This window comes from Pseudomonas sp. 5P_3.1_Bac2 (assembly GCF_025465995.1).
GTDB lineage: Bacteria > Pseudomonadota > Gammaproteobacteria > Pseudomonadales > Pseudomonadaceae > Aquipseudomonas.
Map to the genome: position 1 here is coordinate 556,078 of NZ_JANLNY010000004.1, position 24,883 is coordinate 580,960.

Below are 24,883 nucleotides of genomic sequence, written 5' to 3' on the forward strand. Positions count from 1 at the left end.
ATTCCGACGAAGGGCCGTGTTGGCCGTTCTGTCGTCTACTTTGGCTGTGTCGCCCCGTTGGCTGCGCAGCGCTGACTGCCTAAGGCACTGGAACCCCCCATGTCGGATCGTTACGAACTCTTCCTCACTTGCCCCAAAGGCCTAGAAGGCCTGTTGCTTGAAGAGGCCACAAACCTCGGTCTGGAAGAGGCCCGCGAACACACTTCGGCCATCCGTGGCCTGGCCAGCATGGAGACGGCTTACCGCCTGTGCCTGTGGTCGCGCCTGGCCAACCGCGTGCTGCTGGTGCTCAAGCGCTACAGCGTGCAGGACGCCCAGAGCCTGTATGAGGGCGTGCTGGAAGTGGACTGGTTCGAGCATCTGGAGCCCGGCGGCAGCTTGGCGGTGGAGTTTAGCGGCAACGGTTCGGGTATCGATAACACCCACTTTGGCGCGCTGAAAGTCAAAGACGCCATCGTCGACAAGCTGCGCCAGAAAGACGGCACCCGGCCTTCGGTCGATAAGATCAACCCGGACGTACGCGTGCACCTGCGCCTGGATCGCGGTGAGGCGATTCTGTCTTTGGATCTCTCCGGCCACAGCCTGCACCAGCGTGGCTACCGTCTGCAGCAGGGCGCGGCGCCACTGAAAGAAAACCTTGCCGCTGCCGTTCTGATCCGCGCCGGTTGGCCGAAGATCGCCGCAGAAGGCGGCGCACTGGCTGACCCGATGTGCGGCGTCGGCACCTTCCTGGTGGAAGCCGCCATGATCGCGGCGGATATCGCTCCTAACCTCAATCGCATCGAGTGGGGCTTCAGCAAATGGCTGGGCCACGTGCCAGCGCTGTGGCAGCGGGTTGAGCAAGAGGCCGAGGAGCGTGCCGCTGCGGGCTTGGCCAAGCCGCCGCTGTGGATTCGTGGCTACGAAGCCGATCCGCGCTTGATCCAACCGGCGCGTAACAACATCGAGCGGGCGGGCTTGAGCGACTGGATCAAGGTCTATCAAGGCGAAGTGGCGACCTTCGAGCCGCGGCCGGATCAGCACCAAAAAGGTTTGGTCATCTGCAACCCGCCCTATGGCGAGCGCTTGGGCGATGAGGCGAGCTTGCTGTACCTCTATCAGAACCTGGGTGAGCGCCTGCGTCAGGCCTGCATGGGCTGGGACGTTGGGGTATTTACCGGGGCGCCGGATCTGGGTAAGCGCATGGGCATCCGCAGCCATAAGCAATACGCCTTCTGGAACGGCGCCTTGCCGTGCAAGCTGCTGCTGATCAAGGTCCAGCCGGAGCAGTTCGTCACAGGCGAGCGGCGTACCCCCGAGCAGCGTGAACGCGAGCGCGAGCAGGCCGAGCTGGCCGCGATCAAAGCCGCGCCGCAAGAGCGCCAGTACAACAAGAATGGCAACCCGATCAAACCGGCGCCGGAACCTGTTGAGCAAGCGCGCCTGAGTGAAGGCGCACAGATGTTCGCCAACCGCCTGCAAAAGAACCTCAAGCAGTTGGGCAAGTGGGCCCGCCGCGAGGACGTGCAGTGCTACCGCCTGTACGACGCCGACATGCCGGAGTACTCGCTGGCGGTCGACCTGTATGGCGACTGGGTGCACGTGCAGGAATACGCCGCGCCGAAATCCATCGATCCGCTCAAGGCCCAGGCCCGTTTGTTCGATGCCCTGGCGGCGATTCCGCAAGCGCTGAATGTCGACAAGAGCAAGGTGGTGATCAAGCGCCGTGAGCGCCAGAGCGGTACCAAGCAGTATCAGCGCCAGGCCACCCAAGGCCAGTTTATGGAAGTCACTGAGGGCGGCGTGAAGCTGCTGGTCAACCTCACCGATTACCTGGACACCGGCCTGTTTCTCGATCACCGCGCCATGCGCCTGCGCATCCAGAAGGAGGCGGCCGGTAAGCGCTTCCTCAACCTGTTCTGCTACACCGCCACGGCCAGCGTGCATGCGGCCAAGGGCGGCGCGCGCAGCACCACCAGCGTGGACCTGTCGAAAACCTACCTGGATTGGGCGCGGCGTAACCTGTCGCTGAACGGCTTCTCCGATAAAAACCGTCTGGAGCAGGGCGATGTGATGGCCTGGCTGGCGGAAGATCGCGGCGAGTATGAGTTGATCTTTATCGACCCGCCGACCTTCTCCAACTCCAAGCGCATGGAAGGCGTGTTCGACGTGCAGCGCGATCATGTGCAGTTGCTCGACCTGGCCATGGCCCGCTTGGCCAAGGGCGGCGTGCTGTACTTCTCCAACAACTTCCGCAAGTTTGTGTTGGATGAAAGCATCGCCGCGCGCTATCTGGTCGAGGAAATCAGCGCTTCGACCATCGATCCGGACTTCGCCCGTAATCAGAAGATCCACCGCGCCTGGCGCCTGCAACTGCGTGGTTAATCCTGCGTAGTGACTGCTAAGCCCCGCCATTTAAGACGGGGCATAGCTTTTTAACGATTGCCGCGAATCAGCGTGCGCAGGGCAAAGCGGTTGGGGTGGCAGGCCTCGGCCACATCCACTGGCACAGGCAGCGGCTCATTATTCAGCCAAGCGGCGAGCAATTCGCCGGCGAGCGGCGCGGTGATCAATCCGCGCGAGCCATGGCCACTGTTGATATACAAACCCTCCAGCCACGGGCAGGGCGCCTCCGGCACTTGCCGGGCGTCCTTGCTTAATACCGCATAGGCCTCGGCAAAGGCCTGGCTGTGCGCCAATGGCCCGACTATGGGCAGATAATCCGGACTGGTACAGCGAAATGCCGCGCGACCTGCCAGCTCGGCTGGATCTAGTGCACCGACGTTAAGCGCGCTAGCCAGTTGCGGCGAAATCTCTTCCAGCAGTTGCAGGTTGCTAGCCTGATCGGCGCTGCTGAGTGTGAGGTCATCACTGTGGAAGTCAAAGCTGGCGCCTAGGGTGTGTTCATCCAAACGCGGCGGCGCCACATAGCCTTCGGCGCAGACCACGGTGCTTAAGGCGCGGCTGGCTTGAGTCGCCGGCAGACGGGTGATTTGCCCGCGAATGCGCTTCAGCGGCAGTCCAGCACTTTGGCTAAAGGCTTTGATCTGCGCGGCATTGGCCAGGATCACCACAGGCGCGCTGGCAATCAGTTGCCCAGCGCTGTACACCTGCCAGCCTTCAGCCGTGCGGCGCAGTTCCAGCGCTTGCTGCTGGAGCTTGAGCTCAACCTGCGGGTGCTGAGTCTGCAAGGCGCACAGCGCGGGCGGATGCACCCAGCCGCCCTCGGGATAAAACAGACCGCCGCTGGCGAGTTCGATACCCGCTTTGTGTTCAGCGCTGGCTTGGTCGAGGTTCACCACTAAGTCTGCGGGGAAGGCCTCGGCCAGTTGCGCCTGACGCTGGGCTTCTTTGTCGTCAAAGGCCAGTTGCAGCACGCCGCAGTTGTCCCAGTCCTGGCCCTTGAGCAAACCTTCAGCGAGCCTGCGCGTATGGCCATAGCCGCTGACGATTAGTCGCGACAGCGCGGTGTGGTGCGCCGACAGCTTGAGGTACAGCACGCCCTGCGGATTGCCCGAGGCCTCTTGGGCGATGGCCGCGTGTTGCTCGACTACGCTCACCCGCCAGCCACGCTGGGCCAGGCTGGCGGCAGTGGCGCAGCCGGCTAAGCCGGCGCCAATCACAATGGCATGGCGCTCGCCGGTGGCTTGCGGGGGACGGGCAAACCAAGGCTTAGCGGGCTGCGTAGGAATCTCAGCAGGGCTGCTGACGCGGGTCTCAGGGTCGATCACTGCGCCGGTAAAGCTGCCTTTGAGCACTTCCCATTTTTTGCCGATGCCGGGGGTGCGCTTCATCTTGAAACCGGCGGCATTTAAACGGCGGCGCACATAACCGGTGCTGGTAAAGGTGCTGATGCTGGTGCCCAGGTGTGACAGGCGCGCCAGTTGGCCGAACAGCTCGGGCGTCCACATGTCGGGGTTTTTCGCCGGTGCAAAACCGTCGAGAAACCAGCAGTCGATACGTGCGTCGAGTTGGCTAAGCAGCTCCAAGGCATCGCCTATCAGCAAGGTCAACACCACCCGGCCGTTAGCGAAGACCAAGCGCTGAAAGCCCGGATGCACGGCCACATATTGGCTCAGCAGCGCCTCGGCAAATTGCGCCAGCTGCGGCCACAGGGCCAGTGCGCGGGTGAGGTCGGCACGGCTTAAGGGGTATTTTTCCACGCTGACAAAGTGCAGCCGCGCATCTGCTGGCGCGTGCTCGATGAACAGCTGCCAGGCGCAGAGAAAATTCAGCCCGGTGCCAAAGCCCGTCTCGCCAATCACCAGCGCCTCATGGGCCGTCAGGGCGGCAAAACGCTGCGCCAACTGGTTGTTGTCGAGAAACACATAACGGGTTTCGGCCAAGCCATCTTCATAGCTGAAGTAGACATCGGCGAAGTGTTTGGAGCGCGGCTGGCCGCTGGCGTCCCAGTCGAGATCAGCCGGGCCGGCGGCAGGAGCAGTGGCGGGGGTTGGAGCAGTCATGGATTACACCGATTGGCACAGGCGCGCATTCTAACAGGCCGCTGTGGGTGTCTCGCGCGGCTTAGGTGTTTATCATGCCGCCTGAGATTGACGCCGAGGGTGAGGCATTGAGCACCAAACTGATTACCGTCGAAGGCCACGCGGCACTGAAAAAAGAGCTGGATTATCTGTGGCGCGAACATCGCCCGGATATCACGCAGAAGGTCAGTTGGGCCGCGTCGCTGGGTGATCGCAGTGAAAACGCCGACTACCAGTACAACAAAAAACTCCTGCGTGAGATCGACCGGCGCGTGCGTTACTTGCGTAAACGCCTGGAAGACATGCGCGTGGTGGCCTACTCCCCCGAGCAGGAAGGCCGGGTGTTTTTCGGCGCCTGGGTCGAGATCGTCAATGAAGACGACGAAAGCAAACGCTTTCGCATTGTCGGCTATGACGAGATCTACGGGCGTAATGACTACATCTCCATCGACTCGCCCATGGCCCGCGCCCTGTTAAAGAAACAGGTCGGTGATGAAGCCACGGTGCAGACACCGCAAGGGGAGATGGTCTGGGAAATCACCACAATCAGTTATCAGCCCTAAACTGTGGTGCCGCGCGTTGCCCTCGGGTGAGCGTTGTTATCGCTAACAGTGCGAGACGTTAATCATGTCGCAAGCTACCCCTAGTACCCCAGGCTTCACCCGCAGTGCCTACAAAACCTTGGGATTGGCCGCCCTGGGCGGGGCGTTGGAGATTTACGATTTTATTATTTTCGTGTTCTTCGCCCTAACCTTAAGTGAGCTGTTCTTCCCGCCAGAAATGCCCGAATGGCTGCGTCTGCTGCAGAGCTTTGGCATCTTCGTGACCGGCTATCTGGCGCGGCCCTTGGGTGGCATTCTGCTGGCGCACTTTGCTGATCGCTTAGGGCGCAAGCGCGTATTCAGCCTGAGCATCCTGCTGATGGCTGGGCCTTGTTTAGTCATCGGTCTGATGCCGACTTACGCGCAAATCGGCTACTGGGCACCGCTGCTGTTATTGCTGCTGCGGGTGCTGCAAGGCGCCGCAGTGGGTGGCGAGGTGCCGAGCGCTTGGGTGTTTGTCGCCGAGCATGCGCCCAAGGGCCATCGTGGCTATGCCTTGGGTATGTTGCAGGCGGGGCTGACCTTCGGCTATCTGCTCGGCGCCATCACCGCCACCTTGCTGACACGGATTTACAGCCAGGCGGAGATTCTCGATTTCGCTTGGCGCATCCCGTTTATCTTGGGCGGTGTGTTTGGCTTGGTGGGCGTGTGGCTGCGCCGCTGGCTGCAAGAAACCCCAGTGTTTTTGGCCTTGCAGGAACAGCGTCAGGAGGCCGGGCCGTTGCCCTTAGCCCAGGTGTGGCGCGAGCATCGCCGCAGCATTGTGCCGGCGCTGCTGTTGACCTGTCTGCTGACCTCCGCGGTGGTGATGTTGGTGGTGGTAACGCCAACCCTGATGCAGCGCCACTTTGCCATCGCCGCCAGCCATGCTTTTGCCCTCAGCAGCCTTGGCATTATGTGTTTAAACATTGGCTGCGTGCTGGCCGGGCGCTTGGCTGATCGCATTGGTGCTTGGCGGGCGGTACTGCTCTATAGCCTGCTGTTGCCGTTGGGTGCCGGGGCGCTGTATGCCAGTTTGATCCTTGATCAAAGCTGGTTGGCGCTGGGCTACGCCGTGGCCGGTTTAGCCTGCGGAGTGGTGGGTGCGGTGCCGTCGCTGATGGTGGGCTTGTTCCCAGCGGCGGTGCGGGTTTCCGGGATCTCGGTGACCTATAACCTGGCCTATGCCCTGTGGGCCAGTATCACCCCTTTGCTGCTGCTGGCCCTGACGCCCTGGAGTCCATGGCTGATCGTCGGCTTTTGTGCGGTGATGGGCGCGGTGGGCGTGCTGACCGTTCTGGGTTTTGCCGTCAGCAGAGCCGCCAGTGACTCTGCTGGGCAATGGGCGCAGTGCTAGCCTTCGCGCAGCACCGTCAGTGGGCTGACATTCAGCGAGCGGCGGGTGCCGAGTAAACCCGCCCCACCGACCAAGAGCGCGCCGACTACAGGTAACAGCAGCAACCAAGGATGGGGCTGCCAGCTCAGATCAAAGGCGTAGCGGTACAGCAAAAAGCTGATCAGTTCGCAGCCCAGTGCCGCGAGCAGGCCGCTAGCCGCACCGAGCAAACCAAACTCCGCGCGCCGCGCCTGGCCGAGAATCTGGCGCTTGGCGCCTAGTGCGCGGAGCAACGCGCCTTGGCGAATACGCTCGTCCAGAGTGCTTTGCAGGCCGGCAAACAGCACGGCAAAGCCTGCCGCTAGGACAAACAGCAACACGAACTCAATGGCCAAGGTCACCTGCGCCAGAATGCTGCGCAGCTGGCTAAGCAGCGCTTCGACTTGCAGCAGGGTGACGCTGGGGAAGCTGCGCGCCAATTCTACCAACTGCTGCTCATGCTGCGGCGGCAGGTAGAAACTGGTCATGTAAGTGACTGGCAAGTCCTGCAAAGTGCCGGGCTGGAACAGCATGTAGAAGTTGGGTTGGAAGTTGTTCCAATCGACGTCGCGCAGGCTGGTGACCTGCGCATCACGCTGCAGGCCGCCGACGCTGAAGGTCAGGCGATCACCTAAGTTGATCTTTAGGCTGGCCGCCAGTTTGCTTTCCACCGACACCCCGGGCAGCTCGCTGGGTGCGTCGGCAGACCACCACTGGCCAGCGCTGAGCTTATTGTCCTCTGGCAGCTCGGCGGCCCAGGTCAGGCTCAAGTCGCGTCGCGTGGCACGTTCGCCTTCGGAATCCTTGCTGACGTTTTGCTTAACCGCCGCGCCGTTGATCGCGGTCAGCCGGCCCGGTACTACCGGATAAAGTGGCGAGCTGTGCGGCGACAGCTTGTTGATCTGCGCGCTGAAGGCGTCTTTGTCGGCAGGCAGAATATTCAGCGCAAAGTGGTTCGGCGCTTGTGCCGGCAACTGCGCCTGCCAGGTGTCGAGAAGCTCTCCACGCAGCAGGGCAATCAGGGCCATGGCCAGGATAATCAAACCAAAGGCCAGTGCTTGCCCAGCGGCAGCCACCGGTTGCCGCAGCAGTTGGCCCAGGCCCAAACGCCAAGGCAGGGCGGCGCGGCTGAGCAGACGGCGCAGGCTGTTTAACCCCAGCAGCAACAGGCCGCCGAGCAGCAGCGCGGTGACCACGCCGCCACCGAGCAGTGCGGCGGTGAGTTTTAGATCCAGGCTCAGGCGCCACATGATCAAACCCAAGGCCAGCAGCGCCGCGCCATAGACAAACCATGAGCTGGCCGCCACCGGCAGCAGATCGCGGCGCAGCACCCGTAGCGGCGGTACGCGGCCCAAAGCGGCCAGTGGTGGCAGGGCAAAGCCGGCGAGGGCGACTAACCCCGTGGCCATCCCGGCCAGTGCTGGCCACAGGCTGCCTGGGGGGATTTGCGCCGGCAGCAGACCTTGCAGCAGGTGGAATAAGCCCAACTGCGCCAACCAGCCCAGCAAGGCGCCGAGCAAACTGGCGCTGATGCCGAGTAAGGCCAACTGCAAGCTGAACAGAGCCAAAGCCTGTCGCCGCGACAGACCCAAGCAGCGCAGCAGGGCGCTGGCATCAAAACGCCGCGCGGCGAAGCGCGATGCACTGAGCGCCACGGCCACCCCGGCCAGGAGCACGGCAGCCAAACTGGCAAGGTTCAGGTAGCGCTCGGCGCGGCCTAAGGCGTTACCGACTTGGCGGTTGCCATCCTTACCCGTATCAATCCGTTGGTTAGCGGCAAGTGTGGGTTTGATTTGCTCTTGGTAGGCGGCGAGGGCGTTGCTGTCGCCGCGCCACAGGTCTTTGTAGCGCACCCGGCTGCCGGGCTGGATCACCCCGGTGGCGGGCAAGTCCGCCAAGTTCATCAGTACATGGGGGGTGAGGCTGTAAAAATCGCCGGCCTCATCGGGCAGATAGGTCAGTACGCGGCTCAGACGCAGGGTCTTCTGGCCCACCTCGATGGTGTCACCGGGTTTGATATTCAGCGCGACTAACAGTCTTGCCTCGGCCCATGCTTCACCCGGCGCGGGGCCGCTACTGGGTTGTTCCGCGCCATACAGCTGGGCGGCGCTTTTCAGCTCACCGCGCAGCGGATAGGCGTTGTCGGCGGCTTTAATACTGGCCAGTTGGATGCCGTTGTCGTTGGCCACCACGCTGGAAAATTCGACCAGCTGGGCGTGCTCAAGACCCAGCTGTTTACCCGCAGCAATCTGCTGCGCAGTGCTGGCGCTGCTGCCATTTAAACGCATATCTGCCGCCAGAAACTCGGTGGCGCGCAGCAGCATGCCGTCATTCAAGCGGGCGCCGAAGTAGCCAATCGCGGTGCTGGCGGCGACGGCAATGACTAAGGCCAAAAACAGCACGCGCAGCTCCGTGCTGCGGGCTTCGCGCAGTAATTGGCGCTTGGCCAGACTGAACAGACGAGACAGCGGCAGCGTCTTCATCAGCTGTGCCCCTGATCGACCAACTGGCCTTGCTCCAGGCGAATCTGCCGCTGGCAGCGCTGGGCCAAACGGCCATCATGGGTGACCAGCACTAAGGTGGTGCCCCGTTCGCGATTGAGCTCAAACAGCAGGTCGCTAATGCGCTCGCCGGTTTGGCTGTCGAGGTTACCGGTGGGCTCGTCGGCAAAGAGCACCGCAGGCTCCGCGACAAAGGCGCGGGCGATGGCCACCCGCTGCTGTTCGCCGCCGGAGAGTTGGCGCGGATAGTGGCTTAAGCGTTGGCCCAAACCCACGCGCTCCAGCAGGGTACGGGCGCGTTGGCGGGCATCGGCATGGCCTTCTAGCTCCAGTGGCAGCATGACGTTTTCCAGCGCATTGAGGCTGTCCAGTAGTTGGAACGACTGGAACACAAAGCCCACGTGCTCGGCGCGCACTTGCGCCCGTTGGTCTTCATCCAAGGCGCTTAAGTCGTTGCCGGCCAACAGCACGCTGCCGCTGCTGGGCAGATCGAGGCCGGCGAGCAAGCCTAAGAGGGTGGATTTACCTGAGCCGGAGCTGCCGACAATGGCCAGGCTGTCACCGGCATTCAGGCTCAGCGACAGATCGTGCAGTATGCTGAGGTCGCCTTCCGCGCTGCTAACCACTTTGTTAAGGTTGCGCGCGGTGAGAATCGTTGAGCTCATGGAGAATCCAATGCGTACATGGTTGATAGGCACAGCGCTGAGCTTGCTGCTGTGGGGGCCGACGGCTTTCGCGGGGGGCGTGCTGGTTGTCGGCGATAGTATCAGCGCCGCTTTTGGCCTGGATACCCGCCAAGGCTGGGTGGCTTTGCTTGAGCAACGCATGGCCGAGAACGGTTTTAACCAGCCAGTGGTCAACGCTTCTATCAGTGGCGACACCAGCTCTGGCGGGGCCTCGCGGCTCGCACCACTGCTTGCCGAGCACCAGCCTGAAGTGGTGATTATCGAGCTCGGCGGCAACGATGGCCTGCGTGGTCAACCCGTGACGCAATTGCAACAGAATCTTGCGGCCATGGTTGAGCAGTCGCAGAAAAGTGGGGCTAAGGTGCTGTTATTAGGTATGCAGTTACCGCCTAACTATGGCATCAAGTACACCACGGCGTTCGCCCAGGTGTTCGAGCAAGTCGCCAAGAGTCACAACACTGCCTTGGTGCCTTTTCTTTTAGAGGGTGTCGGCGGGCATCCCGAACTGATGCAAAACGACGGGATTCACCCGACTGCGCAGGCACAACCGCAGTTGCTGGAAAATGTCTGGGAAACCTTGCAACCTTTGCTCTAAACGGGCTTTTCTGACGCAAGCCTTTCGGCTAAGGTGGCGCCCCGCACTGGAGTCCTCAATGCCGCGTCCTGCTTGGTCCTTACACGCCTATCAACTGATCGAACCTGACGAACAGCTCGACCTGTTCGCCTGTCGAGAAGTCCGGGTGCATTTATTAGCTCGTCAGCTGGAGTTGGGTGAGTTCGCTGACCGCACATTGTGCGGCGGTTTACTGCCTGCGCACCCGATCTGGCGTTCGCTGGAACGCGACATGTTGCGCGACAAACGCCTGTGTCCTGCTTGCAAAGCCACCCTCGAAGCGCAAAAACGCGGTGAGGCGCCGAATAATAGCCGTGCCCTGAGCTATCCCAGCGGCTGAGCAATCGGTGTACACTCGGCAAAACCCCTTTCTCACCACTTCTGTCAGGAATTTCCGGATGTTGTCGCGCGCCGTCGCCCGTTGCCTGTCAATCGCTGCTGTTGTCGCTGCAGCTTCTGCTAATGCCCTTGAGTTTCCTCTGCCGCCGCCCGGCGAGGATGTGGTGGGGGAGGTGCAGGTCATCAAGGCCAAATATGAAGACACCTTCGCTGATCTAGGTGTCGCCAACGATTTGGGCTACCTGGAGATGATTGCCGCCAACCCAGGGGTCGATCCATGGCTGCCAGGCGCTGGCACCGAAATCATCCTGCCGACGCGACATATTCTGCCGCCAGGTCCGCGTGAAGGTATCGTCATCAACCTTGCCGAATACCGCCTGTACTACTACCCGAAAGGGCAGAACGTGGTGTACACCTACCCGCTGGGGATTGGTCGTGAAGGTTGGAGCTCGCCAGTGAGCAACGCCAAAATCACCGCCAAAACCCCCAACCCAGGCTGGACTCCGCCGCAGTCGATCCGCGAAGAGCACGCCGCCGATGGCAACCCGCTACCGGCCTATGTGCCGCCAGGTCCGGACAACCCGCTGGGGCCGTACAAAATGGCGCTGTCGATCCCGGGTTACCTGATCCACGGTTCCAACAAGAAGTTCGGTATCGGTATGCGCGTCAGCCACGGCTGCTTCCGCATGCTCAACCCCAACGTGCTGGCCTTGGCTTCCATGGTGTCGGTGGGGACGCCGGTACGCATCATCAACCAGCCGTACAAGTTTGGCCGCAGCAATGGCAAGGTCTACTTGGAGGCGCATACCCCCTTGGATGATCACGGCGATGCTTCGGTCGTCGACAAGCACACTGCTGTGATCAATGCGCTGCTGCAAAACGAACAGTTCGCCAATCTGCGTTTGGATTGGGAAATGCTGCGTGAAGTGGTCGCCGCCGAAGACGGCTTGCCCGTTGAGATCGCCCAACCGGATCAGTCGTCGGTCGTGGCTGAGGCTCCTGTTCCGGCTATCTAGCTGCCGCGCTGGTAAAAAGCCCGTCATGCCATGCGCTGACGGGCTTTTTTGTGCCTATCGCTTGCTCGAATCGCAGGCATAAAAAAACCGATCCCAGGGGATCGGTTTTTCCATAGCCTTGTGAGCTATTACTTGCGGCTAGCTTTTTCCAGCATACGCAGAGCGCGCTCATTGGCTTCGTCAGCAGTTTGCTGAGCCTTCTGAGCGGCAGCCAGTGCGTCATCAGCCTTGCGATAGGCTTCGTCAGCACGAGCTTGAGCGCGAGCAGCTGCATCTTCAGTTGCAGTCAGACGAGCTTCAGTTTCTTTGGAGATGCTGCTGCAACCGGTAGCCAGAACTGCGGCCAAAGCCAGAGCAGAGAATTTCAGAACGTTGTTCATCGTGTTCCCCTTCAGGTGGAGTTTTCCATAAGAGCAATTGCCTAATAGATATTAGGAAATTCGCCGGCGTACATACTACCTGTAACTTTTAGTAAGTAAACGGAGCTATTGCAAGCTAGAGCGCTTTTTTTCTATTTACTCTGCGATTATTCCAATAATTTCCTGTATCTGATTAAAAATTAAGCAGTTCTCTCGTTCTAGGTAGTAACGATTGTTCACCCTAGAGGGGTAGTCTAGACGTCTGTGCATAAGCAGCTGGGCCGATCAGCCTTCTGCGCTGAAAGCGCTTTATTCCGGCATTATGCGGCGCAGCAGTTGCCTTGGCGTGACACTTGGCACGTCCCGCTGATGGGCTAAGTCATTGATTTGCGTGACCTCGAAGCTTTCGGCCTGATAAGCTGCGAACAATTGCCGCACCGTCATTGGTTATTATTAGGGCGGTCACAGCACAAACAACGGTGGCGGCTGAGTCAGAATTGCAAGAGGAGCTGCGATGAACGAGGGTCTATCCATTCGCCATGATCAGGCCGGCCATCAGTTCGAAACCACAGTAAATGGTGATCGGGCGTACTTGGCCTATATGGACCTGGGCAAACAAACTCTGGATATTTACCGTACTTTTGTACCCAACTCGTTGCGTGGCAAAGGTATTGCTGCGGCGCTGACTGAGCACGCCCTTCAGTACGCTGAGCGTCTGGGGTATACGGTGATTCCGTCGTGTTCATATGTAGAACGATATATGGAACGGCGCCAGCGAAAGACTCAATAGATAGTAAAAGGCCGGTCATCACCGGCCTTTTTTATTAGCGGCTATTGTCCGGCAGTTAAATTTTTGCAATCAAGTTGCCGGCATGTAAGCCACATTCTTTCTGCGTCGCTTCTTCCCACCACCAACGCCCCTCACGTTCATGCTGATTAGGCAGTACGGGGCGGGTGCAGGGCTCGCAGCCGATGCTGATAAAGCCACTCTCATGCAGGCTGTTGTAAGGCAGCTCAAGCATGCGGATATAGGCCCAGACTTCCTCGCTGCTCATCTGCGCCAAGGGATTGAATTTGTATAGCGGCCGCTCCGGGGTGGAGAACGCGCCGTCAATCTCCAACACCGCCACGCTGCTACGGGTTCCTGGGCTTTGATCGCGGCGTTGGCCGGTGGCCCAGGCCTTAACCGTGGCCAGCTTGCGTCGCAGTGGCGCGGTTTTGCGAATCCCGCAGCACTCGCTGTGGCCGTCCTGATAGAAACTGAACAGGCCTTTCTCTTTTACGAACGGTTCCAGGGCGGCGGCGTCCGGGGAGAGGATGTCGATGCTGAGGTTGTAGTGGCTGCGCACCTGATCAATAAAGCGATAGGTCTGCGGATGCAGGCGGCCGGTGTCGAGGCTGAAAACCTTGACGTTTTTGTTCAGCTTCCACGCCATGTCCACCAGCACCACGTCTTCGGCGCCGCTGAACGACAGCCAGAGTTCGTCGCCAAAATGCTCGAAGGCCAGCTTAAGGATGTCTTGCGCAGACTTGTTAGCGTAGCTGGCCGCCAGCTCGGCTACATCGAAGGGGTGACTCATCAGGCTGTATTCCTAGTTATGGTGACGCGCAGCGTCGAGTGCAGCGATGGTAACAAAAGGCGGTTCTGCGACTAAATAACCAAACGCCGTAATTTCTGCCTTGGCGGGCTATATGGGTGCATTGCAGAGCCTTGGGCGAGTCGCTAGAGTGCCGCTTCCTAAATAAAATCCTAATGTAGGAGTGTCCTGTGGAAATCGCGTGTCTCGACCTTGAAGGCGTTTTGGTTCCGGAAATCTGGATCGCCTTTGCCGAAAAAACTGGCATCGAATCGCTCAAAGCGACCACCCGGGACATTCCGGATTACGACGTGCTGATGAAGCAGCGTCTGCGCATTCTGGATGAGCACGGCCTCAAGCTCAGTGACATTCAAGAAGTGATCGCCACGCTCAAGCCGCTGGAAGGCGCTGTGGAGTTTGTCGACTGGTTGCGCGAGCGTTTCCAGGTGGTGATCCTCTCGGACACCTTCTACGAGTTCTCCCAGCCGCTGATGCGCCAGCTGGGCTTCCCCACGCTGCTATGTCACAAGCTGATCACCGATGAAACCAACCGTGTGGTGGATTACCAACTGCGCCAGAAAGACCCTAAGCGCCAATCGGTCATCGCCTTTAAGAGCTTGTATTACCGAGTGATCGCCGCCGGCGACTCGTACAACGACACCACCATGCTCAGTGAAGCCCACGCCGGCATCCTGTTCCATGCTCCGGACAACGTGATCCGCGAGTTCCCGCAGTTCCCGGCGGTGCACACCTATGAGGATCTTAAGCGCGAGTTCTTGAAAGCCTCGAACCGCCAGCTGAGCCTCTGATCGCGGCATTTTTTAGGCCGCAAAAAAAGCCCGCTAAGCGTCTGTGCTAGCGGGCTTTTTGTTGGTGGCAGAGTTCTTTCATTGCCGTAACGGTGATGTCGCAATACGCCGCTGCGCGGCTATTGCAACCTACAAGTTGTGGAGCCGTAGCCTGGATTAGCGCCCGCAGGGTGCGTAATCCGGGTTGGGATGCCCGATCAGGCCGGCAACTGCTCCAGGGTTTGCAGCAGCACTTTGACCTTGGTGATCGACTCCTGATATTCGTCCTGCGCTTGCGAGTCAGCAACGATGCCGCCGCCGCCCCAGCAGCTGATTTGCCCATCTTGGGCCAGCAGGGTGCGGATGGTGATGGAGCTGTCCATCTCACCCCGCACATCTACGTACAGCAGCGAGCCGCAGTAGATGCTGCGCCGGGTCGGCTCCAGCTCATCAATAATCTGCATGGCGCGAATCTTTGGGGCGCCGGTGATCGAGCCGCCGGGGAAGCTGGCGGCGAGTAAATCCAGTGCGTCCTTGCCCTCTGCCAGCTCGCCTGTGACGGCGCTGACCAAATGATGCACGTTGGGATAGCTCTCCAGCGCAAACAGCTCAGGCACCCGTACAGAGCCGATACGGCAGCTGCGGCCTAAGTCGTTACGCAGCAGATCGACGATCATCAGGTTTTCCGCGCGGTCTTTGGGGCTGGCCAGCAAATCCGCAGCCGCTGCTTGGTCCTGTTGCGGGTCGCTGTGGCGTGGCCGCGTGCCTTTGATGGGACGGGTTTCCACTTGGCCTTGGCTGATGCGCAGGAAGCGCTCCGGCGACAGGCTGATGATGGCGTTATCGCCGCCCAGGTGCAGATAGCCGGAGAAGGGCGTCGGGCAGGCCTGGCGCAGTGCTTGATAGGCCGCCAGTGGCGAGCCTTGATAGGGTGCGGTAAAGCGCTGGGCGAAATTAACCTGGTAGCAATCGCCGGCCTGAATGTACTGCGCAATACGCTGCAGGCGTTCTAGATACTGGGCCGAACTGAGGTCGGGGCTAAAGGGTTTTAACAGGCTAAAGGCAGGTGGCTGAGCTGGGCTTTCGCGACTAAATAGCGCGCTTAGGCGCTGCTGTTCAGCACTGCTCAAGCTGGGATGAAAGACCAGATGGCTGCGCTTGAGTTGATGGTCGCTAATCAGTGCCCAGCCATACAGGCCGAAACGTGCATCCGGCAGGTTGCGATCCGCTTGAGCCAGGCTTGGCAGTTGCTCTAAGCGGCGGCCAAAGTCATAGCTTAAGTAGCCGATCAAACCGCCGGTAAAGGGCAGCTCGCTGCCTTCTGGCGCAGTGCTGGGGCCTAGCTCGCGCAGTGCTTGGCGCAGGCGCTGCAGATAGGCTCTGCCGCTTTCCTCGGGTTCGGGGCTGAACTGGGCTAAGGGCCAGGCGCTGAGTAGATCAAAACGGCCGCGTTCGGCGAACGGGCGGCCAGCATCAAGCAGCAGCGCGCCGGGGGCTTGGGCGATGCGCAGGAAATAGCTAAGGGGATCTGCCTGGTAGGGCAGGTCCTGAATCAGACAGGTCGACATAAAGCTCTAATTGACGAGGCGAGTGGCGATTGTAGTGGCTGCTGGGCGCGCAGCCTAGGCGGTGCTGCGGGGTGAAGGCGGGAGGGACAAAGAAAAAACCCGGCCTGAGCCGGGTTTTGACTAGGTCAGGCTTTGCTGGGGACGTGGCCAAATAACTCTTGGGAGAAACGCACGCGCTCTTCCGGAGTTTCTTTGATGTCCTGCTTGGCCAGTTCGGCCAGGCGGGCTTCCACGGCATGGGCACGATGGGTCAGGCCGCTGTCGTTGGCGATCTGGATGTTCAGGCCCGGGCGGGCGTTGAGTTCCAGAATCAGTGGGCCTTTGTCCTGGTCCAGAACCATGTCCACACCGATATAGCCCAGGCCGCACAGCTCATAGCAACCGGCGGCAAGCTTCATAAAGCCATCCCAGTTGGGCAACTGCACGCCGTCCACCGCGTTGGTGGTGTCCGGGTGTTTGCTGATTTTGTTGTTCAGCCAGGTGCCTTGCAGGGTGATGCCGGTGGCCAGGTCCACGCCGACGCCGATGGCGCCTTGGTGCAGGTTGGCCTTGCCGCCGGACTGGCGGGTAGGCAAACGCAGCATGGCCATCACCGGGTAGCCCATCAGCACGATGATGCGGATGTCCGGTACACCTTCATAGCTGATGCTTTTGAAGATCTGATCCGGGGTCACCCGATACTCGATCAGCGCCCGATCGCGCAGGCCGCCGAGGGAATACAGGCCAGACAAGATGCTAGAGATCTGCTGCTCGATTTCTTCGTGGCTGATGATCTTACCGGAGACCGTTTTGTATTTATCTTCAAAACGGTCAGCGATCACCAGAATGCCGTCACCACCGGCGCCTTGCGCCGGCTTAACCACGAAATCAGGGCGGTCACCAATGATGTCGCGCAGTTTCTCGATGCCTTTTTCGGTGTCGATGATGCCGTACATTTCCGGCACCGCGATACCCGCCTCGATAGCGCGACCCTTGGTGATGATCTTGTCGTCCACGATCGGATACAGATGACGTTTGTTGTACTTCAACACGTAATCCGCGTTACGCCGGTTGATACCCATGATGCCTTTGGCTTCGAGGGCCTTCCAGGTTTTCCAGAGTCCGAACATGGCTCAATCCTTCAGGAAGGCTTTGAAGCGGAACAGCTCAGTCAGGCGATAGCCGCGATAGCGACCCATAGCCAACATGAAGCCCACCAGAATCATCAGCACAGCCGGGAAGGTGAAGATGAAGTAGTTCAGTTGCGGCACGCTCATCAGCAGGTGCGCCAAGGTCGCAGCGAACAGGGTGCCGATGGCAACTTTGAGGGCCGTGGCCGAGCCACGTTCTTCCCAAGTGATCGACAGGCGTTCGATGGTCATGGTCAGAATCACCATTGGGAACAGCGCTACCGACAGGCCGCGATCCAGACCGAGCTTATGACTAAACAAGCTGATTACGGCGATCAACACCACGACAAAGGTCAGCACCACCGACAAGCGCGGCAGCATTTGCAGCTTGAGGGTTTCCAGATAGGACCGTAACGCCAAGCCGAGAGCGGTAATGATCGTAAACAGCACGATACCGAAGCCCAGTTGGGTTTCTCGGAAGGCCAGAGCGATCAGCACCGGGGTAAAGGTCCCGAGGGTTTGCAGGCCGCCCAAGTTACGCAGAATCAGAATGACCAATACGCCAATCGGGATCATGACCATGATCATGAACGACTGCTGGGTTTGCAGCGGCAGGCCGTAGAGGCTGTATTCGAGGAAATCCGCGTCGGTGTTTTCGTCGGTCAGCTTGGCCAGGCGAATGGCGTTCATTTCGCTGTTGTTCAGGCTGAAGGTCACTTGTGCTTGCTTGCCACCTTCCATGTTCAGCAGCGGCTCGTCGCCGGTCCACCACATCAGGCGGTCAGCTGGCAGGCCTTGCTCGCCGGACTCAGGGTTGAAGTACAGCCATTTTTCGCCGTTGAAGCTGCGCAGCCACAGCTCAGGGCTTTGCTGGATATCAGCAGCCAGGCGGATGGTGTGTACGCGCTCCATCGGCACGTGGGCGATAGACAGCAACAGTTCGATGACCTTGGCCTTTTTCGCCGTGCTAGGGTCGCCACTGAGCAGCAGCTTGACGTTGTCATCGTTGCTGTTGTTGACCCGCTTGATGGTCTCGCTAATAAAGGTCTCGACGTCCGCCGAGTGTTGGCGAATCGGCGCCAGCAGCGCTTCGGCGGCGATCTTCTCAACGCCTTCAACGGCAATGCTGTCCCGGAAGATCGGGCCTTTAGCTTTGATCTTCTCGCCGCTGTAACGCTTGGTCAGCACCAGGCGGTAGTACAGGGTTTGCTTGCCACTGGCACGGCGCGCCGACCAGGTAACTTTACGGTTGCCGTCAGTGCGGTTGATGCTGACGCCATAGTTGTTCGAGATAAAACTCTCGTTAAGGCTGACGTAGTCCTGGCTCAGCGGCGGTACAAACATTTGCAGTTTGACTGGCTCGCGCGAGCTGGCCTGGAATTCGACTTTGGCGTCGATGTTCCACAGGTCATCAGTTTCGTCTTCAGTCATCGGGATGCCGAGGACAAAGATCTGATAGGCCGTGATCAGAACGCCCAAACTCACGAGGAGTATGATCAGGACTTTCAGATGGAGGGTAAGAGCGCGCATGAAAGTTACTCGGCAGGGTTTACGTCAGGGTTACAGGCTGGCTTGCCTGCTGCGTAGGTAAGGCTCGGGTCGACTAGGGCATCGAAGCGCACCAGCGCCTCGGAGCCTATCAACAACGGGTATTGGAATGCACTGCGGTCAGTCAAGTTCACTTCAATACTTTCCAGTGCATGGCCCATGCATACATCCATCTCGATGACAGGCCTTGCGGTGTATGTTTTATCTTCTTCTGGATCATAGTCGCCGGAACGGCGTTTGATTTTGCTAATCCGCGCTAAAGGTCGTTCGATCGGATGGCTGTGGGTGCCATCTATAGCCAGATAAAAACGCACCCAAGTTTCGCCATCGCGCTTAAAGCGTTTGATGTCGCGGGCACTTAATGAGGCGGTTTTAGCGCCGGTATCGAGTTTGGCGGCAATTTGCAGATCAAGATCAAACAGCCTGACGTACTCATTGAGCCCATATACGGTTTTATCAGCGCCAAGGCTTAGGCCGGGGGCTAACAGTAGTACGAGCGAAAGAAGGGTGGGCTTGAGTCTCATAAATCCTAGGTAATAGCTGCAAGGATGGATATCAGCACCACGCCTGGGGCGCACTGCCTAAAATGTCTGACTCTTGAGTCTAGCAGGCGGTCAGTAATTCCTCAGCCGGCGACAAGCGGTCGGCATTCTATCATGGGGATTTTCAGTCAGCACAGGCGCTTATGGACGTTAATAGATGCTGTGTGTTGCATACCCCTAATGAAGCTGTAAGAAATATTGTCGACAATTCTTTGGTCTGGTTTGACTATGGCGGTGTATTTGGTTAGTTTGGCGCTATAAATTTAATCTAGTGTCGACACTATGCTTGATAGCTCGCAAATTCTCGAAAGCGTCTCGGAAGATTCCGAAACCCTTTCCGAGCAAGTCTTCCGCCGCATTCAAGCGGCCATCGTGCAGGGCGAGATAACTCCGGGCAGCAAGATATCTGAGCCTGAGCTGGCGCGGACCTACGGCATTAGTCGCGGTCCTCTGCGCGAAGCGATTCACCGTTTGGAAGGCCAGCGCCTGTTGGTGCGCGTCCCCCATGTCGGGGCGCGGGTGGTGTCGCTCAGTCATGCCGAGCTGATTGAACTGTATGAAATCCGCGAATCTTTAGAAGGCATGGCCTGTCGTTTGGCTGCCGAGCGCATGAGCCAGACCGAGATTAATGAGCTGCGCCGGGTGCTGGAGCTGCACGAGCAGGACGCCGCCTTCAAAGCTGGGGTGGGTTACTACCAGCAAGAGGGTGACTTCGACTTCCATTACCGGATCATCCAAGGCAGCGGCAACAAAACCCTGGTGCAGATGCTCTGCGGCGAGCTGTATCAACTGGTGCGCATGTATCGCCTGCAGTTTTCCGCCACGCCGAATCGTCCGCGCCAAGCCTTTAACGAGCATCACCGCATTCTTGACGCCATTGCCGAGCGCGATGGCGAGCTCGCCGAATTACTCATGCGCCGTCATATCGGCGCATCCAAACGCAATATCGAGCGCCATTACCAAAGCGCCCAATCCCAGACAGCCAACCCATAGAGGTGAGTCATGAGCCAGCAGTCGCAAGTCCGCAGTCCAGGCCAGCGTTTTCGTGATGCAGTGGCAGAAGAAAAACCACTGCAAGTAGTTGGGGCGATTAATGCCAACCATGCGTTGCTCGCTAAGCGCGCAGGCTTTAAGGCGATCTATCTTTCCGGTGGCGGGGTAGCGGCCGGCTCCCTCGGCTTGCCAGACCTGGGCATCAGCGGTCTGGATGATGTGTTGACCGATGTGCGCCGCATTACCGACGTGTGCGATCTGCCGCTGTTGGTGGATGTCGACACGGGTTTTGGTGCCTCGGCGTTTAACGTCGCGCGTACTGTGAAGTCGATGATCAAGTTCGGTGCGGCAGCGATTCATATCGAAGACCAAGTGGGCGCCAAGCGCTGCGGTCACCGTCCCAATAAAGAGATCGTCTCCCAGCAGGAAATGATCGACCGCATTAAAGCGGCCGTGGATGCGCGTACTGACGACAGCTTTGTGATCATGGCGCGTACCGACGCTCTGGCAGTGGAAGGCCTGAATTCGGCCCTTGATCGTGCGGCGGCCTGCATCGAAGCCGGTGCCGATATGATCTTCCCTGAGGCGATCACTGAACTGGCGATGTACAAGACCTTCGCCGATCGGGTCAAAGCGCCGATTCTGGCCAATATCACAGAGTTTGGCGCTACGCCTTTGTACACCACTGAAGAGCTGGCCTCGGTGGACGTGGCCATTGCCCTGTATCCGCTGTCGGCTTTTCGCGCGATGAACAAGGCGGCCGAGAATGTCTACACCGCGCTGCGCCGCGACGGCACCCAGCAGAATGTGATCGATACCATGCAAACGCGCATGGAGCTGTATGAGCGCATTAATTACCACGCCTTTGAGCAAAGCCTCGACGCTTTGTTTGCCGCGAAGAAGTAAAGGCCAAGACGCCTTTAACGGACATTGAATAACAATAATTTTGCTGGATCAGATGAGGAGATAACCGCTATGAGCGCTACCCCAGAGACCACCACTCCAGGCTTCAAACCCAAGAAATCCGTTGCCTTGAGCGGTACTGCCGCCGGCAATACCGCGCTGTGCACCGTAGGCCGCAGCGGTAACGATCTGCATTACCGTGGCTACGACATCCTTGATGTGGCCACCACCTGCGAATTTGAAGAAATCGCCCACCTGCTGGTCCACGGCAAGCTGCCCAATGCCGCCGAACTGGCTGGTTACAAGGCCAAGCTCAAAGCGCTGCGTGGCCTGCCTGCCGCGCTGAAAACCGCTCTGGAACAACTTCCACCATCGGCCCACCCGATGGACGTGATGCGTACCGGGGTGTCGGTGCTGGGTTGCCTGGCGCCGGAGAAAGACGATCACAACCATCCAGGTGCCCGTGATATCGCCGACAAGCTGATGGCCTCCCTGGGCAGCATGCTGCTGTACTGGTACCACTTCAGCCACAACGGCAAGCGCATTGAGGTGGAAACTGACGACGACAGCATCGGCGGTCACTTCCTGCATTTGTTGCACGGTGAGGCGCCGCGTGAGACTTGGGTGCGCGCCATGCACACTTCGCTGATTCTGTACGCCGAGCACGAATTCAACGCCTCCACCTTTACCTCCCGTGTCATCGCCGGCACCGGCTCCGATATGTTTTCCGCCATTGCCGGTGGCATCGGCGCGTTGCGCGGGCCGAAACACGGCGGTGCCAACGAGGTGGCCTTCGAGATTCAAAAGCGCTACGACAACGCCGATGAAGCCGAAGCCGATATCCGTGCCCGAGTAGAGAAAAAAGAAGTGGTGATCGGCTTCGGCCATCCGGTTTACACCGTGGCTGACCCGCGCAACAAAGTGATCAAAGAAGTGGCCCGTGAGCTGTCGGCCGAGCAGGGCAATAACAAGATGTACGACATCGCCGAGCGTCTTGAGAGCGTGATGTGGGAAATCAAAAAGATGTTCCCCAACCTCGATTGGTTCAGCGCCGTCAGCTACAACATGATGGGCGTGCCCACCGCCATGTTCACCCCGCTGTTTGTGATCGCTCGTACTGCCGGCTGGTCCAGCCATGTGATCGAGCAGCGTATCGACGGCAAGATCATCCGTCCGAGCGCCAATTACACCGGCCCAGAAGACCTCAAGTTTGTTGCGCTGAAGGACCGTAAATAAGATGAACAGCCAATTCCGCAAACCTTTAGCGGGTACGCAACTGGATTACTTCGATGCCCGCGAGGCCGTCGATGCCATCCAGGCCGGTGCGTGGGCTCAGCTGCCATACACCAGCCGGGTGTTGGCCGAGCAACTGGTGCGTCGCTGTGATCCAGCGGCGCTCACCGACTCGCTCAAGCAACTGATCGAGCGTAAGCAGGATCTGGACTTCCCTTGGTACCCGGCGCGGGTGGTCTGCCACGACATTCTGGGTCAGACCGCTTTGGTCGACTTGGCAGGCCTGCGCGACGCCATTGCCGAGCAGGGTGGCGATCCATCCAAGGTCAACCCGGTAGTGCCGACGCAACTGATCGTCGATCACTCGTTGGCTGTGGAGTTTGCCGGTTTCGATCCGCAGGCCTTTGAGAAGAATCGCGCGGTGGAAGAACGGCGCAACGAGGACCGTTTCCACTTTATCGAGTGGACCAAAACGGCGTTCAAGAACGTCGACGTGATCCCCGCTGGCAACGGCATCATGCACCAGATCAACCTGGAGAAAATGAGCCCGGTGATCCAGGCGCGGGGCGGTGTAGCGTTCCCCGACACTTGTGTCGGCACCGACAGCCATACCCCTCACGTTGATGCTTTGGGGGTGATCGCCATCGGTGTCGGCGGCTTGGAAGCCGAGACCGTGATGCTGGGCCGCGCCTCGATGATGCGCCTGCCGGATATCGTAGGCGTCAAACTCACCGGCAAGCGTCAGCCGGGCATCACTGCTACCGATATCGTTCTGGCCCTGACCGAGTTCCTGCGTAAAGAGCGCGTTGTGGGCGCTTGGGTAGAGTTCTTCGGCGAGGGTGCGGACAGCCTGTCCATCGGCGACCGCGCGACCATCTCCAACATGTGCCCGGAATACGGCGCCACGGCGGCGATGTTCTATATCGACCAGCAAACCATCGACTACCTCAAGCTCACTGGCCGTGAGCCTGAGCAGGTGGCGTTGGTGGAAAACTATGCCAAGACCACCGGTCTGTGGGCGGATGCCCTGAAAACCGCAGTCTATGAGCGGGTGCTGAGCTTTGACCTGTCGACCGTCGTGCGCAATATGGCCGGCCCGTCCAACCCGCATAAGCGCCTGCCGACTTCGGCGCTCAATGAGCGCGGCATTGCTGATGAAGGCAAGCTGGCCAGTGGCAAGCAGGAAGAGGCCGCCGGCTTGATGCCCGATGGCGCCGTGATCATTGCCGCCATCACCAGCTGCACCAACACCTCCAACCCGCGCAACGTGGTGGCCGCCGGCCTGCTGTGCAAAAAGGCCAACGAGCTGGGTTTGCTGCGTAAACCTTGGGTGAAAACCTCCTTCGCTCCAGGCTCCAAAGTGGCCAAGCTGTATCTGGAAGAATCCGGCCTGCTGGCGGAGATGGAGAAGCTTGGCTTCGGTATCGTCGCCTATGCCTGCACCACCTGTAATGGCATGAGCGGCGCGCTGGACCCAGTGATTCAGCAAGAAATTATCGACCGCGACCTGTACGCCACGGCGGTGCTGTCGGGTAACCGTAACTTCGACGGACGTATCCATCCGTACGCTAAACAGGCGTTCTTGGCTTCGCCGCCGTTGGTGGTGGCCTATGCCATTGCCGGCACCGTACGCTTTGATATCGAGCAGGATGTGCTGGGCCACGACGCCCAAGGCAACGCCATTACCCTGAAAGACCTGTGGCCGAGCGATGAAGAGATCGACGCCATCGTCGCCTCCAGCGTGAAGCCCGAGCAGTTCAAGCAGATATACATTCCGATGTTCGATCTGGGCACCGTGCAGGAGGCCGAAAGCCCACTGTATGACTGGCGTGAGCAGTCCACCTACATTCGCCGTCCGCCGTACTGGGAAGGCGCCTTGGCGGGTGAGCGCACGCTTAAGGGCATGCGTCCGCTGGCGCTGCTGCCGGATAACATCACCACCGATCACCTGTCGCCATCCAACGCCATTCTGCTTGACTCAGCAGCCGGCGAGTACCTGGCGAAAATGGGCCTGCCGGAGGAGGACTTCAACTCCTACGCCACGCACCGCGGCGATCACCTCACCGCGCAGCGCGCGACCTTCGCTAACCCGCAACTGGTCAACGAAATGGCGGTGGTCAATGGCGAGGTGAAGAAGGGTTCACTGGCCCGCGTCGAGCCGGATGGCAAGGTGCTGCGCATGTGGGAGGCCATCGAAACCTACATGCAGCGCAAGCAGCCGCTGATCATCGTTGCTGGCGCTGACTATGGCCAAGGCTCGTCCCGCGACTGGGCCGCTAAAGGCGTACGTTTGGCAGGGGTGGAAGTGATCGCCGCCGAAGGCTTTGAGCGCATTCACCGCACCAACCTGATCGGCATGGGCGTGTTGCCACTGCAGTTCCTTGCAGGTACCACGCGTAAAACCTTGGGCCTGGACGGCACGGAAACCTATGACGTGATCGGCGAGCGGAAGCCGCGCGCGCAATTGCACCTGGTGATTAACCGAGCCAATGGTGAGCGCCTTGAGGTGCCGATGACTTGTCGTCTGGATACCGCCGAAGAGGTTTCGATCTACGAAGCCGGCGGCGTGTTGCAGCGTTTCGCCAAGGACTTTTTAGAGTCGACGGTGGCCTGATTGACCGTTGTGTGTAGCGGCGTCTAGCGCGCCGCAGCCAAGGCAATCAGTCGTAAATGATGCAGCGGCGTGGCA

The 24,883-nt window shown here is 59.5% G+C and carries 21 protein-coding genes; 12 read left to right on the forward strand and 9 right to left on the reverse strand.

The window, feature by feature from the left end:
- Positions 1-99: 99 nt before the first annotated feature.
- Positions 100-2,364, forward strand: a complete 2,265-nt coding sequence (rlmKL, locus tag NTD81_RS04005; RefSeq protein ID WP_262179658.1) for a bifunctional 23S rRNA (guanine(2069)-N(7))-methyltransferase RlmK/23S rRNA (guanine(2445)-N(2))-methyltransferase RlmL — start codon at positions 100-102, stop codon at positions 2,362-2,364.
- Positions 2,365-2,414: 50 nt separating this feature from the next.
- On the opposite strand, the gene mnmC is transcribed toward rlmKL, so the two are convergent.
- Complete coding sequence (gene mnmC / locus NTD81_RS04010) at positions 2,415-4,445, reverse strand: bifunctional tRNA (5-methylaminomethyl-2-thiouridine)(34)-methyltransferase MnmD/FAD-dependent 5-carboxymethylaminomethyl-2-thiouridine(34) oxidoreductase MnmC (protein WP_262179660.1); 2,031 nt, start codon at positions 4,443-4,445, stop codon at positions 2,415-2,417.
- 107 nt (positions 4,446-4,552) lie between these two features.
- Here mnmC and greB point away from each other — a divergent pair, with 107 nt between their 5' ends.
- Complete coding sequence (greB, locus tag NTD81_RS04015; RefSeq protein ID WP_262179849.1) at positions 4,553-5,026, forward strand: transcription elongation factor GreB; 474 nt, start codon at positions 4,553-4,555, stop codon at positions 5,024-5,026.
- Between the two features lie 64 nt (positions 5,027-5,090).
- Positions 5,091-6,401: an MFS transporter gene (locus NTD81_RS04020; protein ID WP_262179662.1), complete on the forward strand. Its 1,311-nt coding sequence runs from the start codon at positions 5,091-5,093 to the stop codon at positions 6,399-6,401.
- On the opposite strand, the gene NTD81_RS04025 is transcribed toward NTD81_RS04020, so the two are convergent.
- Together NTD81_RS04025 and NTD81_RS04030 are read right to left on the reverse strand one after the other, a co-directional pair.
- The gene (locus NTD81_RS04025) at positions 6,398-8,902 is read right to left on the reverse strand and encodes an ABC transporter permease (RefSeq protein ID WP_262179664.1); all 2,505 of its coding nucleotides are present in this window, start codon (positions 8,900-8,902) and stop codon (positions 6,398-6,400) included. The genes NTD81_RS04020 and NTD81_RS04025 overlap by 4 nt on opposite strands.
- On the reverse strand, positions 8,902-9,585 hold the full coding sequence (locus tag NTD81_RS04030) for an ABC transporter ATP-binding protein (RefSeq protein ID WP_262179666.1): 684 nt from the start codon (positions 9,583-9,585) through the stop codon (positions 8,902-8,904). Before NTD81_RS04030 ends, NTD81_RS04025 begins: the two co-directional genes overlap by 1 nt.
- 10 nt (positions 9,586-9,595) lie before the next feature.
- Here NTD81_RS04030 and NTD81_RS04035 point away from each other — a divergent pair, with 10 nt between their 5' ends.
- Genes NTD81_RS04035 through NTD81_RS04045 form a run of 3 tightly spaced genes read left to right on the forward strand, consistent with a single transcriptional unit; the run spans position 9,596 to position 11,574 of the window.
- Positions 9,596-10,201 carry an arylesterase gene (locus NTD81_RS04035; RefSeq protein WP_262179668.1) on the forward strand — a complete coding sequence of 202 codons (606 nt, stop codon included), beginning with the start codon at positions 9,596-9,598 and terminating at the stop codon, positions 10,199-10,201.
- A 58-nt stretch (positions 10,202-10,259) separates the two neighbouring features.
- On the forward strand, positions 10,260-10,559 hold the full coding sequence (locus tag NTD81_RS04040) for a hypothetical protein (protein WP_262179670.1): 300 nt from the start codon (positions 10,260-10,262) through the stop codon (positions 10,557-10,559).
- Positions 10,560-10,617: 58 nt separating this feature from the next.
- The gene (locus NTD81_RS04045) at positions 10,618-11,574 is read left to right on the forward strand and encodes a L,D-transpeptidase family protein (protein WP_262179672.1); all 957 of its coding nucleotides are present in this window, start codon (positions 10,618-10,620) and stop codon (positions 11,572-11,574) included.
- Between the two features lie 128 nt (positions 11,575-11,702).
- Here the strand turns inward: NTD81_RS04045 and oprI are convergent, their stop codons facing one another.
- Positions 11,703-11,954 (reverse strand): outer membrane lipoprotei OprI, encoded by a 252-nt coding sequence (gene oprI, locus NTD81_RS04050; protein WP_108488222.1) that lies wholly within the window; start codon positions 11,952-11,954, stop codon positions 11,703-11,705.
- 493 nt (positions 11,955-12,447) lie between these two features.
- On the opposite strand from oprI, the gene NTD81_RS04055 reads away from it, so the two are divergent.
- Positions 12,448-12,723, forward strand: a complete 276-nt coding sequence (locus NTD81_RS04055; protein WP_262179677.1) for a GNAT family N-acetyltransferase — start codon at positions 12,448-12,450, stop codon at positions 12,721-12,723.
- A gap of 55 nt (positions 12,724-12,778) precedes the next feature.
- Here NTD81_RS04055 and NTD81_RS04060 read toward each other — a convergent pair whose 3' ends face one another.
- Positions 12,779-13,513 (reverse strand): phosphoadenylyl-sulfate reductase, encoded by a 735-nt coding sequence (locus tag NTD81_RS04060; protein ID WP_262179679.1) that lies wholly within the window; start codon positions 13,511-13,513, stop codon positions 12,779-12,781.
- Positions 13,514-13,701: 188 nt separating this feature from the next.
- Between NTD81_RS04060 and thrH the strand changes: the two genes are divergently transcribed.
- A complete protein-coding gene (gene thrH / locus NTD81_RS04065) occupies positions 13,702-14,319 on the forward strand; it encodes a bifunctional phosphoserine phosphatase/homoserine phosphotransferase ThrH (protein WP_262179680.1) in 618 nt (205 codons plus the stop codon).
- 197 nt (positions 14,320-14,516) lie between these two features.
- Here thrH and pabB read toward each other — a convergent pair whose 3' ends face one another.
- From pabB to NTD81_RS04085, 4 genes are all read right to left on the reverse strand, one after another.
- Positions 14,517-15,866: an aminodeoxychorismate synthase component I gene (pabB, locus tag NTD81_RS04070; protein ID WP_262179682.1), complete on the reverse strand. Its 1,350-nt coding sequence runs from the start codon at positions 15,864-15,866 to the stop codon at positions 14,517-14,519.
- Positions 15,867-15,991: 125 nt separating this feature from the next.
- Complete coding sequence (locus NTD81_RS04075) at positions 15,992-16,975, reverse strand: alpha-L-glutamate ligase-like protein (RefSeq protein WP_262179685.1); 984 nt, start codon at positions 16,973-16,975, stop codon at positions 15,992-15,994.
- 3 nt (positions 16,976-16,978) lie between these two features.
- Positions 16,979-18,505 (reverse strand): inactive transglutaminase family protein, encoded by a 1,527-nt coding sequence (locus NTD81_RS04080; RefSeq protein ID WP_262179688.1) that lies wholly within the window; start codon positions 18,503-18,505, stop codon positions 16,979-16,981.
- Positions 18,506-18,510: 5 nt separating this feature from the next.
- The gene (locus NTD81_RS04085; RefSeq protein WP_262179690.1) at positions 18,511-19,047 is read right to left on the reverse strand and encodes an ATP-dependent zinc protease; all 537 of its coding nucleotides are present in this window, start codon (positions 19,045-19,047) and stop codon (positions 18,511-18,513) included.
- Positions 19,048-19,347: 300 nt separating this feature from the next.
- Between NTD81_RS04085 and NTD81_RS04090 the strand changes: the two genes are divergently transcribed.
- The 4 genes from NTD81_RS04090 (at position 19,348) to acnD (ending at position 24,808) form a co-directional block, all read left to right on the forward strand.
- Positions 19,348-20,058 (forward strand): GntR family transcriptional regulator, encoded by a 711-nt coding sequence (locus tag NTD81_RS04090; protein WP_262179692.1) that lies wholly within the window; start codon positions 19,348-19,350, stop codon positions 20,056-20,058.
- Positions 20,059-20,067: 9 nt separating this feature from the next.
- Positions 20,068-20,964 (forward strand): methylisocitrate lyase, encoded by an 897-nt coding sequence (gene prpB / locus NTD81_RS04095; protein WP_262179695.1) that lies wholly within the window; start codon positions 20,068-20,070, stop codon positions 20,962-20,964.
- A gap of 69 nt (positions 20,965-21,033) precedes the next feature.
- Positions 21,034-22,197, forward strand: coding sequence for a 2-methylcitrate synthase (gene prpC, locus NTD81_RS04100; protein ID WP_262179698.1), 1,164 nt, complete (start codon positions 21,034-21,036; stop codon positions 22,195-22,197).
- A gap of 1 nt (position 22,198) precedes the next feature.
- Positions 22,199-24,808, forward strand: coding sequence for a Fe/S-dependent 2-methylisocitrate dehydratase AcnD (acnD, locus tag NTD81_RS04105; protein ID WP_262179700.1), 2,610 nt, complete (start codon positions 22,199-22,201; stop codon positions 24,806-24,808).
- The last annotated feature ends 75 nt before the right edge of the window (positions 24,809-24,883 follow it).